This is a genomic window from Bartonella sp. WD16.2, assembly GCF_002022505.1.
Lineage (GTDB): Bacteria > Pseudomonadota > Alphaproteobacteria > Rhizobiales > Rhizobiaceae > Bartonella.
Genome location: NZ_CP019781.1, coordinates 561,271 through 580,382, shown reverse-complemented (window position 1 = coordinate 580,382; position 19,112 = coordinate 561,271). Strand labels below are relative to the sequence as shown.

11 protein-coding genes, 1 tRNA gene and 2 pseudogenes are annotated in these 19,112 nt (G+C 36.0%); 5 read left to right on the top strand and 9 right to left on the bottom strand.

The annotated features are described in order from the left end of the window. Positions 1-67: 67 nt before the first annotated feature. Positions 68-1,607, bottom strand: a pseudogene (gene hutH / locus BWD162_RS02205) (histidine ammonia-lyase). 684 nt (positions 1,608-2,291) lie between these two features. Further along, positions 2,292-2,368: transfer RNA gene (locus tag BWD162_RS02200), tRNA-Arg, on the bottom strand. A 224-nt stretch (positions 2,369-2,592) separates the two neighbouring features. On the opposite strand from BWD162_RS02200, the gene BWD162_RS02195 reads away from it, so the two are divergent. Both BWD162_RS02195 and BWD162_RS02190 read left to right on the top strand, forming a co-directional pair. Then, positions 2,593-3,366 carry an NAD kinase gene (locus tag BWD162_RS02195; RefSeq protein WP_078705253.1) on the top strand — a complete coding sequence of 258 codons (774 nt, stop codon included), beginning with the start codon at positions 2,593-2,595 and terminating at the stop codon, positions 3,364-3,366. Positions 3,367-3,508: 142 nt separating this feature from the next. Further along, positions 3,509-4,912, top strand: coding sequence for a DEAD/DEAH box helicase (locus tag BWD162_RS02190; protein ID WP_078705252.1), 1,404 nt, complete (start codon positions 3,509-3,511; stop codon positions 4,910-4,912). A 76-nt stretch (positions 4,913-4,988) separates the two neighbouring features. Here BWD162_RS02190 and gltX (BWD162_RS02185) read toward each other — a convergent pair whose 3' ends face one another. From gltX (BWD162_RS02185) to rpiA, 6 genes are all read right to left on the bottom strand, one after another. Beyond that, the gene (gene gltX, locus BWD162_RS02185) at positions 4,989-6,371 is read right to left on the bottom strand and encodes a glutamate--tRNA ligase (protein ID WP_078705251.1); all 1,383 of its coding nucleotides are present in this window, start codon (positions 6,369-6,371) and stop codon (positions 4,989-4,991) included. Between the two features lie 10 nt (positions 6,372-6,381). Further along, positions 6,382-8,058: an NAD+ synthase gene (locus tag BWD162_RS02180; RefSeq protein ID WP_078705250.1), complete on the bottom strand. Its 1,677-nt coding sequence runs from the start codon at positions 8,056-8,058 to the stop codon at positions 6,382-6,384. Between the two features lie 122 nt (positions 8,059-8,180). Next, a complete protein-coding gene (locus BWD162_RS02175; protein ID WP_078705249.1) occupies positions 8,181-9,560 on the bottom strand; it encodes a class II 3-deoxy-7-phosphoheptulonate synthase in 1,380 nt (459 codons plus the stop codon). A gap of 76 nt (positions 9,561-9,636) precedes the next feature. Further along, entirely contained in the window at positions 9,637-11,025 is a 1,389-nt protein-coding gene (gor, locus tag BWD162_RS02170) for a glutathione-disulfide reductase (protein ID WP_078705248.1), read from the bottom strand. Between the two features lie 198 nt (positions 11,026-11,223). After that, positions 11,224-11,778, bottom strand: a complete 555-nt coding sequence (locus tag BWD162_RS02165; RefSeq protein WP_078705247.1) for a DUF2059 domain-containing protein — start codon at positions 11,776-11,778, stop codon at positions 11,224-11,226. Positions 11,779-11,867: 89 nt separating this feature from the next. After that, positions 11,868-12,572, bottom strand: coding sequence for a ribose-5-phosphate isomerase RpiA (gene rpiA / locus BWD162_RS02160; RefSeq protein WP_078705246.1), 705 nt, complete (start codon positions 12,570-12,572; stop codon positions 11,868-11,870). A 517-nt stretch (positions 12,573-13,089) separates the two neighbouring features. Here rpiA and bfr point away from each other — a divergent pair. Then, the gene (gene bfr, locus BWD162_RS02155; RefSeq protein ID WP_078705245.1) at positions 13,090-13,572 is read left to right on the top strand and encodes a bacterioferritin; all 483 of its coding nucleotides are present in this window, start codon (positions 13,090-13,092) and stop codon (positions 13,570-13,572) included. A gap of 112 nt (positions 13,573-13,684) precedes the next feature. Here the strand turns inward: bfr and BWD162_RS02150 are convergent. Further along, positions 13,685-15,957: pseudogene (locus BWD162_RS02150) on the bottom strand (ComEC/Rec2 family competence protein). A gap of 111 nt (positions 15,958-16,068) precedes the next feature. Between BWD162_RS02150 and gltX (BWD162_RS02145) the strand changes: the two are divergent. After that, complete coding sequence (gene gltX, locus BWD162_RS02145; RefSeq protein WP_078705244.1) at positions 16,069-17,496, top strand: glutamate--tRNA ligase; 1,428 nt, start codon at positions 16,069-16,071, stop codon at positions 17,494-17,496. 256 nt (positions 17,497-17,752) lie between these two features. Then, positions 17,753-19,042, top strand: coding sequence for a citrate synthase (gltA, locus tag BWD162_RS02140; RefSeq protein WP_078705243.1), 1,290 nt, complete (start codon positions 17,753-17,755; stop codon positions 19,040-19,042). The last annotated feature ends 70 nt before the right edge of the window (positions 19,043-19,112 follow it).

The following is a 19,112-nucleotide window of genomic DNA, read 5'->3' as shown; positions in this document are numbered from 1 at the left end:
AAACCTATATGAGGAAAGCCTAGAAAATATAATGAGCTTTTTCCTTTGCTTAATCTCAAAATAAATATTATTTCAGCTCTAATTGCGGAAAAATGTTTTTCGGTAAAACAGACTAATAAATGTCCCTCACTTACAAGTACATGCACCTTTTCAAGATCTACAGTCATATAACGATCTGCTTTAAGAGTCGTGATATTTCTACGTAAATATTCCATAACAGACTGCAATAAAGGACTTGTCTTTAGAGGAGTTCGGCATTCAATTCCCTGCGCTGCAACAAGTGTCTCAATACCAATAATAGTAAAAAGATTTTCGCTCATAGCTAATAATCGACGAGCGCCATGGCAAGCCATTGAAACATGATCTTCTTGATTTGCCGAAGTTGGTGTTGAATCAACCGAAGCGGGATATGCCATTTGCTTATTTTCAGACATTAAAGCAGCTGCTGTTACTTCAGCAATCATGAAGCCTGAATTAAGACCTGCATTTCGTACTAAAAAAGCAGGAAGCCCATAAGAAACTGCTGGATCAACCATAAGAGCAATGCGTCTTTGAGAAATTGAGCCTATTTCACATAAAGCAAGCGCGATCTGATCCGCAGCGAAAGCAACAGGTTCAGCATGAAAATTTCCACCCGATACAACCGCACCGTTACTTAAAATCAATGGATTATCTGTTACTGCATTTGCTTCAATAATTAGTGTTTTTGCTGCCGCTGTAAGAATATCAAAACAAGCACCCATAACTTGTGGTTGGCAACGTATACAATAAGGATCCTGGACACGTTTATCATCACGTAAATGCTCTACCCGAATTCCTGAACCTTCCATAAGTTTTTCTAATGCCTGCGACACAACAATCTGCCCATGATGGCCGCGTAAAATATGGATATCGGGATGAAATGGGGCTGTTGAGCCCATAATGGCGTCTGTAGACATTGCGCTAGAAAGAAGCCCTCCACATAATGCTCGATAACAGCGAAAAAGACCTGCAAGTGCAAGTGCTGTTGACGTTTGAGTACCATTGATAAGAGTTAAACCCTCTTTCGCTTCTAAAACGATAGGCGATAACCCTGCTTTTTCTAAAGAAGCTGCTCCACTCATACGAATATTCTGAAAGAATGCTTCTCCCTCACCTATCATAACAGCTGCCATATGAGCAAGTGGTGCAAGATCACCCGATGCACCAACTGATCCCTTTTCAGGAATGACAGGAATAACTCCCTTTTTAAGCATATTTTCTAATAAATGCACTAATTCCAGACGAATACCAGAAACCCCTCGCCCAAGCGAAATAAGTTTTAATGTCATTATCAAACGTACAATATTTTCAGCTAAAGGAGCCCCTACACCACAACAATGCGATAAAATAAGATTTCTTTGTAAAATGACCACATCACCTGCATCAATTTTAATGGAAGCTAACTTTCCAAAACCGGTATTAATGCCATAAACTGGTTCATTACCCGCAACAATTTCAGCAATACGTTCCACCCCCTTCTTAATAGCTAGATAGGTATCTTTATGAAGTTTGCTTATTTTACCGCCCCAATAAACAGATTCAAGTTCGCTAAGCGTTACCTCGCCTGGCTTAAGTATAATTGTCATAATCTTCTTTCTTATTAATCTAGTATAATGCAAAATTAGCGTCTTTCTTATGAAAAGAAAAACACCACAGCTCTATACAGCTTGTATTTATTTCATCAAAAATAATACTAGGTCATTAAACTTTAATATCAAATATTATAGTGAGTATACCTAATTTATAAGCATGATCTTTTAACGCCTCAATAGTAAAATACACTTACAAATGCGGTGTAGATAGCAATAATTACTTGAAGTTAGAAACTAACAATACATTAACGAGAACTTTTGCATTAGATGTAGAATATCTTAGCCAGTTTTACAATTAATTGATGGTAGTAAATATATTAAAATGGCTTCATCAATTATAAAACAGCGCTTTAATATAAGGAAATCAATCTACTATTTTACTAATGAATATTAATTTTAACAAAAATATTGTTAGAGTAATGTGTATATTAATATAGTTCTGTAAAGTATTATATTTCAGCTATTTTAGCAGATACAAAAATTCAAAGCTTTATAAATAAAAACTCTACTTAACTTTTAATAAAATAAAGAATACACAATAAAGAAAAATTTTCTTACATTATTGATTTTCTTACGTTATTATAACAATCTGCCATTCAATTTTTACTTAACTAAACTAAAGTATTTAAACTAACAGTATATCATTTATAATGATATACAATAGTATTGAAAAAAGTTTGGTGCACCCGACAGAATTCGAATCTGTGACCTCTGCCTTCGGAGGGCAGCGCTCTATCCAACTGAGCTACGGGTGCCGAAAAACTGCTTTAAAATCAGTTGAGGTCTTTTAACTGATCATGCTCTCAGCTTCAATGGTGAACTGACATTTTGAAAAAAATTGCAAAAAGAAAAATATTATTCCACAATAGATTAACTTTTCATACAAAATTCTTCTTTTTGCAAAAATTGTGCTTATATAAAACTTCCAAATTCTAAAAAATACATTAAAAATAGACTGCGAATATCAGGACAATTTTCAATGCCGCCATTACCAAGTCGTTTTCATTTCATTTCTGCTGAAACTGAAGAAACTATCAAAACCACCAATAAATTAATCTCCGTTTATGGCCATTCCTCTCTTGAAGAAAGTGATGTAGTTGTTGCACTCGGTGGTGATGGAACAATGTTACGAGCGGTGCGAGATGTTATGAATACTGGAAAACCTATTTATGGCATGAATCGAGGTTCAATAGGATTCCTTATGAATGAGTTTCATGAAAAAAAATTACCAATCCGTATTGCTGCTGCGCATAAAAAAGAAATTCATCCCCTACGCATGATTGCAAACACTGAATGTCAACAATATATTGAAGCACTTGCAATTAATGAAGTATCCTTATTTCGTCAATCTTATCAAGCTGCTAAGATTCGTATCAGCATTGATAACAAAGTGCGTATGGAACAATTAAATTGTGATGGTATCCTTGTTGCCACACCGGCAGGATCTACCGCATATAACTTGTCAGCACAAGGTCCTATTTTGCCTCTTATGGCGCCTCTTATGGCCCTCACCCCTGTTAGTCCTTTTCGCCCTCGACGTTGGCATGGAGCATTACTTCCCAATACAGTAACAGTACGTTTTGATATGCTCGAAGCAAACAAACGCCCTGTAAACGCTGCTGCTGATAATGTGGAGGTTAAATCTGTTCACTCAGTTATCATTTCATCGGCCTCAGAAGTAACAGCCTCTATTCTTTTTGACCCTGATCATTCATGGGACGAACGTATTTTATCAGAACAATTTCGTTATTAATTAGTTTTTACCGTTGCCTTCTTATACATATAGATTAGTTACAGTTGACTTTTTTGCAAATGCATCTTAACCCTCTCCAATAATGTGGGATGCTAACCAATCTAACTAACTAGGTTAAAATTGCAGAACAATCGATAGAAAAATGACACTACCTTTGAATAGTTTTGACAATTTAGGCCTTTCCGAAAAAGTTATTAAAGCTGCAAGATCAGCAGGATATACGACTCCAACACCTATTCAGAGTGAAACAATTCCTCACGTTCTTCAACGTAAAGACGTGCTTGGAATTGCTCAGACTGGTACTGGTAAAACAGCTTCATTCGTACTCCCTATGCTTACATTACTCGAAAAAGGCCGTGCAAGGGCAAGAATGCCCCGTACTCTTATATTAGAACCAACACGAGAACTTGCAGCCCAAGTTCAAGAAAATTTCGATAAATATGGAGTGAATCATCATTTAAATGTTGTTCTTTTAATTGGTGGGGTTTCTTTTGAAGATCAAAATCGCAAACTTGAACAGGGTGCCGATGTTCTTATAGCAACACCAGGACGTCTTCTTGATCATTTTGAACGTGGTAAATTACTTTTGATAGGCACTGAAATTCTTGTTATTGATGAAGCCGATCGTATGTTAGACATGGGCTTTATCCCTGATATTGAACGTATCTGTAAACTAACCCCGTTTACCCGCCAAACTTTGTTTTTCTCAGCAACAATGGCACCAGAAATTACAAAATTGACAAAACAATTTTTACATTCTCCCATCTGTGTTGAAGTTACAAAAGCATCATCAACAGCTACAACAATTACACAACGTCTTGTCAAATCTGGAAGCAAAGCGTGGGATAAAAGAGCTGTTTTGCGAGAACTTATTTATAATGAAGGTGATGAACTTAAAAATGCTATTATTTTCTGCAATCGGAAAAAAGATATTTCTGAGCTTTTTAGGTCACTTACCAAATACAATTTTAGTGTAGGTGCACTTCATGGCGATATGGATCAACACTCACGCATGAATACATTAGCTGATTTTAAAGACAATAAACTCACACTTCTTGTTGCTTCTGACGTTGCCGCCCGTGGGCTTGATATCCCAGATGTCAGTCATGTTTTCAACTATGATGTACCAACACATGCCGAAGATTATATTCATCGGATTGGCCGTACAGGACGTGCAAAGCGTAGCGGAAAAGCTTTTACGATTGTTACAAAAGATGATCAAAAATATATCAGTGCCATTGAAAAAATAAGTAAAGAAAAAATTGAATGGCTTAATGGGGATCTTTCTACTTTATCTATCAGTGATCAGACAAATGACTCTATTGTAAAAACAAAATCTGCAAAACTTTCAAAGAAATCCACCCCTAAAAAACACACTGATCACACTAAAAAAGCATCAAAAAAAGATAAAACATTTCATAGTGAAACTACAAAAAATAAAGTAAATTCATCCGAGCTATCCTATTCAGAGAAAGATCAAAATCATATTCCCCTTGGGTTTGGTGCTGATATCCCAGCATTTATGCTCATAAAAACCCGTTCTTAAATCGCAAATTTGATTATTGAGAATAACGATAAGATCGATAAAATATTTTTAAATTGTTCTGTACTGAGTAATTTTCTTAAACAGTCAGTCTATTTACGACTTTTTCACGCCCTAAAAGCTGTAAAAGTTTACCCATTTCAGGACCATATTCCATTCCAGTAAGTGCCTGACGCAATGGCATAAATAAAGCTTTCCCTTTACGGCCTGTTTTCTCTTTTAATGCCGTTGCCCAAACTTGCCAGCTTTCATTATTTAATACACCTTTCGGTAGCAAATCAATAGATTGGCGTACAAATGCGTGATCTTCAGGAGAAATCGCCTTGAAATTTTGACCATCATGCATATCACCATGAATAATTGTCCACCATAAAGCTGCATCATTCACTTTATCAATATTATTTCTTATCGCATTCCAAAACTCTTCTACCTTTTCTCCATCAATAGAAAGCTTCTCAAGCCGCTCTTTAACATCCTCATACGTCAACTCATGAACAAAATGACTATTTAAAGAAAGAAGATCAACAGAATCAAATTTTGCAGCTGATTTTGATGTATTTTGGAGGTCAAAATGCTCTAAAAGAGCAGCTTGATTAGGATAAATTTGCACATTTTGTGATGTTCCAGTCAAAACAGAAAGACATTGAACAACCATCGATTCATACCCTTCTTGTCGTAAAGAACGAACAGAAAGGTCATTGTTACGTTTTGAAAGCCCTTTTCCTGAAATCGTAGTCAACAAATTAATATGCCCTAAAGTCGGTGGCTTTACACCGAGAGCTTTAAAAATAGCAATCTGTGCACCTGTATTGGTAATATGATCATCACCACGAATAACATGTGTAATAGCCATATCTATATCATCCACTACAGAAGGCAGTGTATAAAGATAACTCCCATCCTCACGAATTAAAACGGGATCTGAGATAGAAGCTAAATCAATCAGCTGCTTTCCCTTTACAAGATCATCCCAATGAATTTCTGTCCGTTTTGTTTGAAATGGATCATTTTCAAAATTAGGTAAAAGAAAACGCCAATGGGGTTTACGGCCTTGAGATTCAAAGTTTCTTTTATCTTCTTGGGTCAATTTTAACGCATCACGATTATAAACAGGAGGTAGCTTGCGCGAAAGTTGGATTTTGCGGCGCCGATTTAATTCTTCCGCCGTTTCATAACAGGGGTAAAGAAGACCACGTTGTTTAAGAGTTTCTGTAACCTCATTATATCGACTAAATCGTTTAGATTGATAATGAATTTCATCTGGCCTAATACTAAGCCACTCAAGATCAACCATAATACCATCAATATATTCTTGTTTAGAACGTTCAACATCTGTATCGTCATAGCGTAAAACAAATGTGCCATTACATGCTTGCGCATAAAGCCAGTTAAATAAAGCAATACGGGCATTGCCAATATGAATATAACCTGTTGGAGATGGGGCAAAACGAACTTTTATCATTAAACAATGCTCAACTTTTATCGCGAAAACGATTGATAATAGGATAACGACGGTCACGTCCGAAGCTTTTACAACTGATTTTTACACCAGGTGCAGACTGTCGCCTTTTATATTCAGCTAAATAAAGCAAGTATTCAACTTTCTCAACCGTTTCTCGTAAATACCCACATTGAACAATTTCACTAACACTCATGTCATCTTCTACAAGAGATTGTAAAATATCATCTAAAATAGGATAAGGAGGAAGAGAATCCTCATCTTTTTGATTTTCCCGTAATTCCGCGGAAGGTGCTTTCATGATAATATTAGATGGAATAACAACTCCTTTTGCCCCCAATAAATTCTGCAAGTGATTTTTATTACGCCATTTCGCTAATGCATAGACCTGCATTTTATAAATATCTTTAATAGGGTTAAAACCACCATTCATATCCCCATAAAGTGTTGCATACCCAACGGCCATTTCTGATTTATTACCTGTTGTAACCACCATTGAACCAAATTTATTCGAAAGGGCCATTAAAATAGTTCCACGTGTACGACTTTGAAGATTTTCTTCTGTAACGTCAGGCTTCAACTCTAAAAAAACAGGTGCTAATGCATTCAAAAAGCTCTCAACAGGTTGAATAATCGGTATGACCTCGTAATGGCACCCTAAAAAACGCGCGCAATCTTCAGCATCCCTCAACGATTCCTGTGAAGTATAATGATAAGGCATCATTACAGCGCGAACTCTTTTAGCTCCAAGAGCATCTACTGCCATTGTTGCGCAAAGTGCTGAATCAATCCCCCCCGAAAGGCCAAGAATAACATCTTGAAAACAATTTTTGTTAACGTAATCTCTTAAACCTAAAACACAAGCCTGATAATCCGCAGCTAATCCACTGAAAAGCTCTTCATTAGGACCAGAAATACATTGCCATCCGGTAGATTGTCGTTGCCAGTGACTTAAAGCAATATGGCTCTCAAAATGTTTCATCTGAAATGCTATTTTGCCTTGTCCATTCAATGCAAAAGATCCTCCATCAAAAACTAACTCATCTTGACCACCAACTTGATTAGCATAAATAATAGGCACACCCGATTGAATAGCTTGCGCTCGAACAATATCTAAACGTTTGAGCGTTTTATGACGCTTATAAGGAGACCCATTAGGAACAAGAATAATCTCAGCTCCTTTATTGCTAAGCTGCTCACAAATAGAGGAATCACTCCAAATATCCTCACAGATCACAATCCCGAGTGTTACTCCACGGTAAACAATAGGCTCAAGACATGCATCAGAAGAAAATACACGCTTTTCATCAAATTCAGCGTAATTAGGCAAATCAAACTTTAAACGTTCAGCAACTATTTGCCCATCGTTAAGAAGCATAACGCCATTATAAGTAGCATCATCACGTCTTAGTGGAACACCAATAACAATACCTGGTCCATTTTTTGTTATTTTTGCTAATTTCTGCACAGCATTTTCACATGCCTTTATAAAAGCAGGCTTAAGCACAAGGTCTTCCGGTGGATAAGCACTTATAAAAAGCTCAGTTAATAATACAAGATCAGCGCCTTGTTCCTGAGCTTCCTGATGTGCCATTACTGCGAGAGTAAAATTTCCTTCAATATCACCGATAACAGGATTTAATTGGGCAACCGCAACCCGAAAATCATTCTCTATAAGTTGTTGTGTCATTAAATCAATTTAGTGTGACTATAGCTTAGTTTCAATCACCAAAGCATTCCTTTTATTAAAAAGCGCTTAATTCTACAAACAGAAAAGTATTAATTATAAATCATGCTAGGTGATTTCCCTCTTTACGTATTTGACTCAACAGTTAATGAATTAGCATCACGATTCTTTTTAAGAAGCTCAGCAACGAGAAAAGCTAATTCTAATGCCTGATTCGCATTCAATCGTGGATCACAATGAGTATGATAGCGATCAGAAAGATCTTCTGCTGAAATAGCATGTGCACCACCTGTACATTCAGTCACATTACGACCAGTCATTTCAATATGAATGCCACCTGGATAAGTTCCTTCCCTCTGATGTATCGAAAAAAAACTTTCGACTTCTTTTAAAATACAATCAAAGGGACGAGTTTTATAACCATTTGCCATAATTGTATTGCCATGCATTGGATCACAAGACCATAGAACATTGCGTCTCTCACGCTCAACTACACGAATTAGTCTAGGAAGATAATTCTCAATCTTATCATAACCAAAACGCACAATGAGAGTAAGCCTACCTGGTTCATTCTTAGGATTAAGAATATCAACTAATCTCAAAAGCTCATCAGGATCAATAGAAGGACCACATTTTAATCCAATAGGATTTTTAATACCGCGGCAGTATTCAACATGCGCATGATCAAGTTGGCGCGTACGATCACCTATCCATAACATATGACCAGATGTCGCATACCAATTTCCAGAATTTAAATCAATTCGCGTTAAAGGTTCTTCATAATTCAGCAAAAGCGCTTCGTGGCTTGTATAAAAAGATGTTGTATATAATGAAGAATTTTTTTTGGCCGTAATTCCTATTGAACGCATAAAATCTATTGTTTCAGAAATACGTTTTGCTAACAACTCATAACGTTCACCTTGCGGGCTATTGGCAACAAAACTCAACATCCATTTATGAACATTTTCTAAGTTAGCATAACCACATTGTGAAAAAACACGCAACAAATTGAGCGTTGCAGCCGATTGACGATAAACCATCAACATTCGTCGCGGATCAGGAATACGAGAATCTTTGTCAAATTCAATGCTATTAATAATATCACCCCGATAAGCAGGGAGCTTATCTTTACCTTTGCTTTCTATATCAGAAGAACGTGGCTTGGCAAATTGACCTGCAATACGACCAACTTTAACAACTGGCTTAGAATTACCAAAAGTTAAAACAATCGCCATCTGTAAAAACACACGAAAAAAATCACGGATATTATTAGCTGCATATTCTGCAAAGCTCTCTGCACAATCACCACCTTGTAACAAAAAGGCCTGACCTCTAGCAACTGCTGCTAATTTATCTTTCAAATCACGAATTTCACCAGCAAAAACTAAAGGGGTATATCCACGCAGTTCATTTTCGATATTAGCTAATAGAGATTGATCTGGATAAGTTGGAACTTGCTTAATTGGCCTTTCTCTCCAAGATTCAGGTGCCCATTTCTTTACCATCGTAACTCTCTCTAAAGCCCCTCCATGCAGATTATAGGATAAAAGCCTTAAGCCAGTTCACCACAGTACCCAACGTTTAATTTTCCAACTTTTTTCCATTTTCATAAATATAATTTGGTTCATACATCGTTACCAGTTCTTCTACTGCCGTTGGATGCACTGCCATAGTTTCATCAAATATATCTTTTGTTAGTCTTCCTTTGAGAGAAATTCCAATAAGCTGTGCTATCTCACCAGCGCCCTCGCCTAAAATATGTGCACCAACAACGATACGGCTTTCACCATCAACAACAAGTTTCATAAACATCTTTTCTGGATTGCCGGAAAGAGTATTGCGCATAGGACGAAATAACGTACGATAAACTTCAACACGTTTATAACAGTGTATTGCATCCTCTTCTGAAAGACCAACTGTTCCGACCTCCGGTTGCGAAAAAACAGCTGTCGCAATTAAATCATAATCAGGTATAGTTGGAGTGTCCTTAAATGCAGTTTTAATAAAACACATTGCCTCATGGATAGCGACAGGTGTTAATTGACAACGGTCAGTCACATCACCAACAGCCCAAATATGGGGTATATTGGTGGTCATTTTTTCATCAACAATAACTGCACCAATTTCATTAAACTTAACCCCCGCCCTCTGAAGCCCTAAACTTACAGTATTCGGTACACGTCCCGTAGCAAACATAACCTGATCAACGCTAATAGTTTGCTCATCCGACAAAATAGCATCATAGCCATTACCGTTGGTTTTAACTTGAGAGACTGTTGCCCCATAAACAACAGAAATCCCCTTTTCAATCATTGCATCACTTAATAACTGCCGCAAATCATAATCGAAATTACGAAGAATTAAATCACCATGATGGAGCAATGTTGTTTTTACGCCTAATCCATGAAAAATATTAGCAAATTCAACACCAATATACCCCCCACCAATGATTACTATTGATTTTGGTAATTCTTTAAGGTCAAAAATCTCATTAGAAGTAAGACATAAATCGCTACCTATTATAGTATTTGATAAAGTCTTTGCCCCTGTTGCGATTAAAATCTTTTCTGCTGTTACTCGTTCACCTGTCGCAGAAAGTTCTAAGGTGTGATCGTCAACAAAAACAGCACGACTTTCATAAATATGAACGTTATTATTTTTTAATTGTTTTCGATAAAGCTCTTCTAGTCTTGATATTTCTTTGTTTTTAGCTGCAACTAATTTTTCCCAGTTAAAAATTGGATCAATACATTGCCAACCAAAACCAACACTATCACTGAATTCTTGTGCATACTTTGACGCATAAACAAATAATTTTTTTGGAACACAACCACGAATAACACAAGTACCCCCTATGCGGTATTCCTCCGCTATAGCTACACGCTTACCAAGCCCTCCCGCAAGACGAGCAGCACGTACACCGCCAGAACCGCTCCCAATAACAAATAAATCAAAATCGAAAGATGCCACAAATTATTCCTTCCCATACACCATTATTATACCATCCAGGTTATTAATCTTTATCACTGAATGAAAGTCTTTTTTGTCTTTAATAAAATTTTTGTATAGATACGATACTTAAAAAGCATTTATTTTCGTTAAAAACGAGGGTAAAATTGTTACTTTTGTAAGATAAAAAACATTGATAATTATATATTACCAATAAAACTATTTTGAATCCGTTGAGGAATCAGGCTTTGAAGTAACAGATTTATTCAAACCGAGTACCTCAACCATTTCTTTTTCTACATTTTTTACAAGATCCTGCATAACAGTAGAACGCCACTTATCAAAGACAGAATAAGAATCACGTGCAACATTTGGAACTTCTGTTAAAAACTTTTTACCAGCAGCAGAATTATAAAATGCTGCAATTGTATCTAGTTCTTCCTGACTAAAATGTTTTACATATACATGAGCAATTTCTTCTTCCAAATCAGCACGTCGTTTAGCCAAAGTAAGTGCTTGCTTATCGACAATTTCAGAAATAATTGTTGCTAAATTTGGATCGTCATTTATTAGCTCACTTTTAAGGTTATATGCAGCACTTGGCAAAAAATTATTAAATTGATCGGTTGCTTGAATGACTTTGATCATCTTTCTTGCGGAATCTAAATGCTGGGCTTTCACATCTTGCGCATAAACCATCCCGATATTCATAATAAAAACAGCAACTATGCTAAGCAATATCACAAAACGTTGCAGAAAAAATGTAGTTCTCATTCAATTATTACTCCATAATTATATTATTTCTATTCAAAATTTTAATAGTCTTTTATTATAACCAATACATCAACATTAACTTATTTCATTCAAAAATCACATGGCTCTAAAATTTTTATTGTACCGTCTGCCATCGCTATAATTGAACGCGAAGCCAACCCCAAAAAAAGACCGTGCTCAACAACACCAGGAATTTCAAATAATGCATCTGATAATATTTTGGGCTGCATAATGCATCCCCAAAATGCATCAAGAATAAAATGACCTTCATCTGTTTCAAAAGGAACATCTCCATTCATCCGCAACCTAATTTGCCCCGAAAACCCTAGATCATCAGCTACTTTTTCAATTGCTTTACGTGTAGCGCTCATACCAAATTGATTAACTTCAATTGGCAGTGCAAAAGAACCCAGCGTTTTTACCACTTTTGTTTCATCTGCAATAACAAGCATTATACGAGATGCTGCTGCTACAATTTTTTCACGTAACAATGCTCCACCCCCTCCTTTAATTAAGGCCATATTAGGACCAATTTCATCAGCCCCATCAATATCAAGATCAAGTTCAGATATTTGTTCTAAAGTAGTGATAGGCACTCCGTATTTAATACATAATTGTTCAGAATAACGTGAAGCGGCAACACCAACCACACGCAGACCATCTGCAACACGTTCACCAAGTAGACGAATAAATTCATTGACTGTAGAACCAGCTCCTATACCAAGCCGCATATCATCTTGAACAAATTCAAGTGCTTTAGTAGCCGCCATCTTTTTTAATTTTTGAGAATCCATGAACACTTTTCCTGTTACCGATTATTTTTAATCATTACGAATTAATAACAAAAAAGCACTCTGTTTCCTCAATTCCCGCAGACTTATTTGCCATTTTCCGTTGAAAAATATCAGTTATTATAGCAAAATATATCACTCTATAGAATACAATGATTAACTACACCTTCTTTGAAGTTTGTTTATATTTTCTTCATTTAGTAAACAATTTTAGCATAAATCTTCATTATTAAAATTTATAGTCATACATTCCTGCAAAACTATTAGTCAGTTAGATAATGAAAAATCGTCTCTTTTCTTTCTGAAAAAATGTTGGTCATTGATTACAGCTCATAAAAAATTATATAATTTAATGAGGTAATATAAGAAATGTTGAGGTTATTTTTCTAATATTGTAGAAATTATCATTAAGGTAATAGAAAATTATTCTCGTAAACATAATTAGGCAGGATAATACATCACTCTCTTATTTTAGTTATGTCCATCCATTAAATAAACCAATATAGGGAAATTAAATACCATGAAAGGTCATCCAGAAATCATAAAGCAGCTCAATGAAGCCCTTGCTCTTGAGATTAGCGCCGTTAATCAATATCAGTTACATTCTTGCCTGACAGAAAGTTGGGGTTACACAAAATTAGCTGAAATAGAACGTAAAGAAGCCACAGAAGAAATGAAACATGTAGATAGAATTGTTAAGCGTATAACTTTTCTTGAAGGGTACCCTAACCTCGAATTTCCTGCACCGTTGCGTATTGGAAAAAACCTTAGAGAAGTTTTAGAATGCGATCTTAAAAGTGAGTATGGTGCTCGAGAATCCTATCTTAAGTCGTGGGAAATTTGTTCTAAGCTCTCTGACCATGTTTCAAAGAAGTTATTTGATGAATTGCTTGAAGATGAAGAGAATCATATTGATTTTCTTGAAACTCAGATTCAACTTCTTAACACTATTGGAGAAGAAAGATACAGTCAACTCAGTGTGAGTTTTTCTGAATTAGAGTAAAATTTGCTTCAATGTATTTTTCATAAAACTAGCTGTTACGTTAGAATGTTTTTGAAATATAACTTTATTTTAGAGTTTCTAAAATAGAGTTATATTTTTTGATATGATCACTCTATGATCGTTGAAAATTTTGTCTATGTATATTCCAAGGTCTATGAAACCCGTTAGAAGACCAAATAATACTCCCGCTTTTAGTCATCATAACACTTCCTCGTGATAGTAATTGTTGAAATGTAAATGTTATCGGTGCAATCTTGTCACATGTTTGGTTGCTTATTGTAGATGCTTCAATTATGATATCTGTGTTTATACACTGATCTGTTTTTCCATGTAAAACAGAAACTTTTAATCCGTTTTCTAATAAAGCTGTACAAACATTATTATTACAAATAAATTGTCCGTTGAGCGATGGACCATTTTTCGTTGGTTTAATAGCATTTTGTGCAGAGAATGAATTTGCCCACACAGATAATGTAAACTTAGAGGCATCGTAACGATCAATATATAATTTTCTTTCATTAATGATCCCCACAAGGCTTATATTATTCGCTATGATTAGTTGCACGGGGGAGGACACCATACAAACAAAAATACCTATAAGAATAAAAATACTAAAAAAGAATCTGATAGGTGTTTTGAAAAAAGTAAGGCCAACTAAGCCTAAGCTTAATAAAACCAATGCAGATAATGGCATAAATCCAGGGTGAAAAGCAGGAGAAATAGCTGTTACAGCATAAGCAATTTTTGTTACAAGAGAGATACCAAAACCCATAATCTGTAGTGGCAACCATTCAAGCCCTACAAGCATTGCAAATGCCGCTATTAACCCAAACGGCATAACAAAAATGAAGACAATAGGTAAGGCTAAAATATTACTGATCATGCCAAGTGGCGCCACATTTGCAAAGTGATAAGCAGCGTAAATTCCACTACTAGAACCTGCTACAAGTGAAGACACACAGATTGAAACAAGTGGTGAGAAAACAAAACGAAGTACTCCACCTCCAACATAAGAAGGTGTCGTTCTTCCTGTATAAGCGGATCGTCTTTCACTCCACCAACCAAAAGCAGCAATTAAAGCTGCAGTTGCAGAAAATGACATTTGAAAACTAGGACTTAATATTGCATGGGGAATAGTAGCTACAGTTACCAAACCAGCAATAGCGAAATTGCGCGTTGTCACAACAGAACGATTACATAACACAGCAATCAACAGAACAGAAACCATCACAAAGCTTCTTTGCGCCGCTATATTCATGCCAGATAACACCAAATAAAAAGCTGTTATCATTAATGCAACGACAGCAGCAAATTTCTTAACTGAATAATAAGATGAAAAAATAGGAAAAAGGGCTAAAAAACTCCGAATAATGGTAAGAACCATACCGCTAAGAAGAGCCATATGCAAACCTGATATTGACAAAATATGAGCTAACCCAGCTATACGCAATGCTTTATTAGTATCCTTTGAAATACCACCCCTTTGCCCAGTTATCAAAGCAGCAGCAATTTGTCCTTCCTCTCCACCAACTGCTGCATTGATTTGTTGAGTCATTGTTATCCGTAAATTTTCAATTTTTTGTAAGACTCTATCTAATATTGTATTGGGCTGTGTAACTGATGTCTTAATTGGTTTTCCCAGATAAATTCCGTAAGCACCAATTCTTTTAAAATAATTATGGAAACTAAAATCATAACTTCCTGGGCGTACAGGTCCAGACAAAGCACGAAGTCTTACTTTCCCATACAATCCATCACCGGAAGCTAATCCATATGGCAAATATTTTGCTATTAAACGAACACGATCAGGTGCATGACGTAACATTGGTTTTTCTGTGTTTAAGACATCTACATTTAAACGGAATCCTCCTTTTTCTATTGGTTCTATAGAAACAATTCTCCCTGTTAATGTGGTAGAAACATCGCTGTCTAACATTGTTGTAGACATACGCCAGGTTTCTATCTTTGCCGCTAAAGCACCCAATATAATACAAAATAAAAAACCAGTTATGAGCCACATTCCTCGATAACGGCGTAAGATACACAACGCTCCAAGAAATGTACTAATCAATATAATAAATTGCTTCCAACTTGGTTCTCGATCCAAATTGAAATAAAAAATAACACCTGTGGAAAAAATATTAAAATTAATAAGAAAAACAGTCCAAAAGAAATTTCCTTTTGTATGCAGTCTGTCAACCACCTCCAGAAGATATTTATATTTTCTTTTAAAAATGTGAGTAAATAAACGCTTTGCCTAGTACAAATGATACTATCTATACTATTACGAATAGAAAAATCGTCCTGCTGTATTAGATCCAAACTTTTCTCTTTCGATAAGTTTCTCCTTGAAAAACCATCATTAACTTTGTTTGAACCTAACATCCGCAAATCCCCACTTTACTCGCAATGCGGCTATTGCACACCCTATTGGCTATGCTAACATAATCTTTTTATAAAATCCTAAAAATAACATCTTAATTAAAGGATATATCCGTGCCTGTTATTACCCGTTTTGCACCCTCACCCACAGGTTTTCTTCATATTGGTAGCGCCCGCACTGCTCTGTTTAACTGGCTTTATGCAAAACATAACGGTGGCAAAATGCTTCTACGTATTGAAGATACAGATCGAGAACGTTCAACAGAAGCAGCAGTTAAAGCTATTATAGATGGTTTGAACTGGATGGGACTCAATTATGATGGGGTTCCTATCTCACAATTTGAACGAGCAGAACGCCATCGTCAAATTGCTGAACAATTAGTCAAAGATGGCAAAGCTTATTATTGTTATGCTTCACCCGAAGAATTAACTGAAATGCGTGAAATTGCTCGTGCAGAAGGCCGCCCACCACGTTATGATGGACGTTGGCGCAACCGTGATGTATCTGAAGCTCCCAAAGGGATTAAGCCTGTTATTCGCATTAAAGCACCACAAGATGGTGAAACAATTTTACACGATCGCGTTCAAGGAGATATTCGTTTTCCTAACAAAGATCTGGATGACTTTATCATTTTACGTTCTGACGGTACCCCAACTTACATGCATGCTGTTGTTGTTGATGATCATGATATGGAAATAACACATATCATTCGTGGGGACGATCATCTCACAAATGCAGCCCGTCAAACAATTATCTACAATGCAATGGGATGGGATATCCCCATTATGGCGCATATCCCACTTATTCATGGTGAAAATGGTGCAAAATTGTCAAAAAGACATGGTGCATTAGGTGTCGATGCCTATCGAACAATGGGATATCTTCCTGACGCTTTACGCAATTATCTTGTCCGTTTAGGCTGGAGCCACGGCAATGATGAACTTATCTCTACTGAAGATATGATTTCTTGGTTTGATATTAATGATATTAACAAAGGTGCTGCTCGTTTTGATTTCAAAAAACTAGATGCCATTAATGGGCATTACATTCGTATGAGCAACGATCAAAGTCTTTTTGATGCTGCTCTTAGTATTTTGCCAGAAATTGAAGGCGGTTTAGAAATCATGAAAAAACTTGATGAACAAAAATGCGCCCAATTTCTAACTGCAATACCAAATTTGAAACAACGTTCGAAAACACTGCTTGAGCTCATTAATGGTGCCTCCTTTATCTTTACACAAAGACCATTACCTCTCGACGAAAAAGCTAAAACACTTTTAAATGGAAATGGTAGAACCATCTTAAAAGGAGTCTATCTTGCCTTAAAAACATGCTCCAATTGGAATTCAGAAACGCTGAATGAAATTCTTCGAAACTATGCACAAACACAACAGCTTAAATTTGGAGATATTGCCCAACCATTGCGAGCAGCTCTCACAGGGTGTGCATCATCCCCTGGAGTTTTTGATGTTCTTACTTTATTGGGACGAGATGAATCTCTGAATCGCATCAATGACCAAATTATTTTATCCGAATGTTAATTATATGGATATAGTGAATATTATAAAAATCGAAAGTACAAACATCTTAATGCAAATTGAAATTATTTTTTAACTTAAAAAATTGAAATACATATTTATTAAAACTGAAAATAAAAAATATTTTTAGATTGCATAAACTAACTTTTAGAGTAAATCTATTCTTAATATAAGTAGGGAAATCTTTAACTATACACCTCCTTATCCGACAAAGCGGCGTCTCGACTTTAAGAGATGAAGGATCTGAAAGGAATATTTAATGTCTGAGAATAAAGCATATATTATCGTAAATGATAAAAAAATAGAATTGCCAGTGCATAAAGGAACCATTGGGCCTGATGTAATTGAAATTACTTCTCTTTATAAAGAAACTGATAGTTTTACTTATGATCCTGGGTTTACCTCAACCGCTTCTTGTGAATCAAAAATCACTTATATTGATGGTGATGAAGGAGTATTACTTTATCATGGTTATTCTATCGACCAATTAGCTGAAAACGGAGATTTCCTCGAAGTATGTTATCTTTTGCTTTACGGTGAATTACCAACTAAACAAGAAAAAGCTGATTTTGACCGCCGGATTATGCACCATACAATGGTGCATGAACAATTTTCACGCTTTTTCCACGGATTCCGTCGTGATTCTCATCCTATGGCAGTTATGGTCGCTTGTCTTGGAGCCATGTCTGCATTTTATCATGACTCCATTGATATTACAGACGCAAAACAAAGAATGATCGCTTCTATTCGTCTTATCGCAAAAGTTCCAACTCTTGCTGCTATGGCTTACAAATATAGCATTGGACAACCTTTCATTTACCCACGTAATGATCTTGGTTATGCTGCAAATTTCCTTCACATGTGTTTTGCTGTTCCTTGCGAAGAATACAAAGTTAATCCAGTTCTTGCACGAGCTATGGATCGAATCTTTACTCTACATGCAGATCATGAACAAAACGCATCCACATCAACCGTACGTCTTGCAGGTTCATCAGGAGCTAATCCGTTTGCGTGTATTGCAGCAGGTGTTGCATGCCTTTGGGGACCAGCTCATGGTGGTGCTAACGAAGCATGCCTAAAAATGTTACAAGAAATAGGTTCTATTGAAAAAATTCCTGAATTTATCGCACGTGCAAAAGATAAAAATGATCCTTTTCGCCTTATGGGCTTTGGCCACCGAGTCTATAAAAATTATGATCCTCGTGCAAAACTTATGCAAAAAACCTGTCATGAAGTTTTAAAAGAATTAAACATTCAAGATGATCCACTGCTTGATATTGCTATGGAACTTGAAAAAATTGCTCTGAATGATGAATACTTTATTGAAAAAAAGCTTTATCCTAATGTTGATTTCTATTCCGGAATTACATTAAAAGCTTTAGGCTTCCCTACCGAAATGTTTACTGTTCTTTTTGCATTAGCACGTAGTGTCGGTTGGGTTGCGCAATGGAAAGAAATGATTGAAGATCCAGCGCAAAAAATTGGCCGTCCGCGTCAACTTTATACAGGTTGTGCCGCACGTAAATATGTTGCTCTAAACAATCGATAAACTTAAAAAAATAAAAAAAACCAATCACTAAGGCCTCAATTCATTGAGGCTTTATTTTTGAATATTTAAA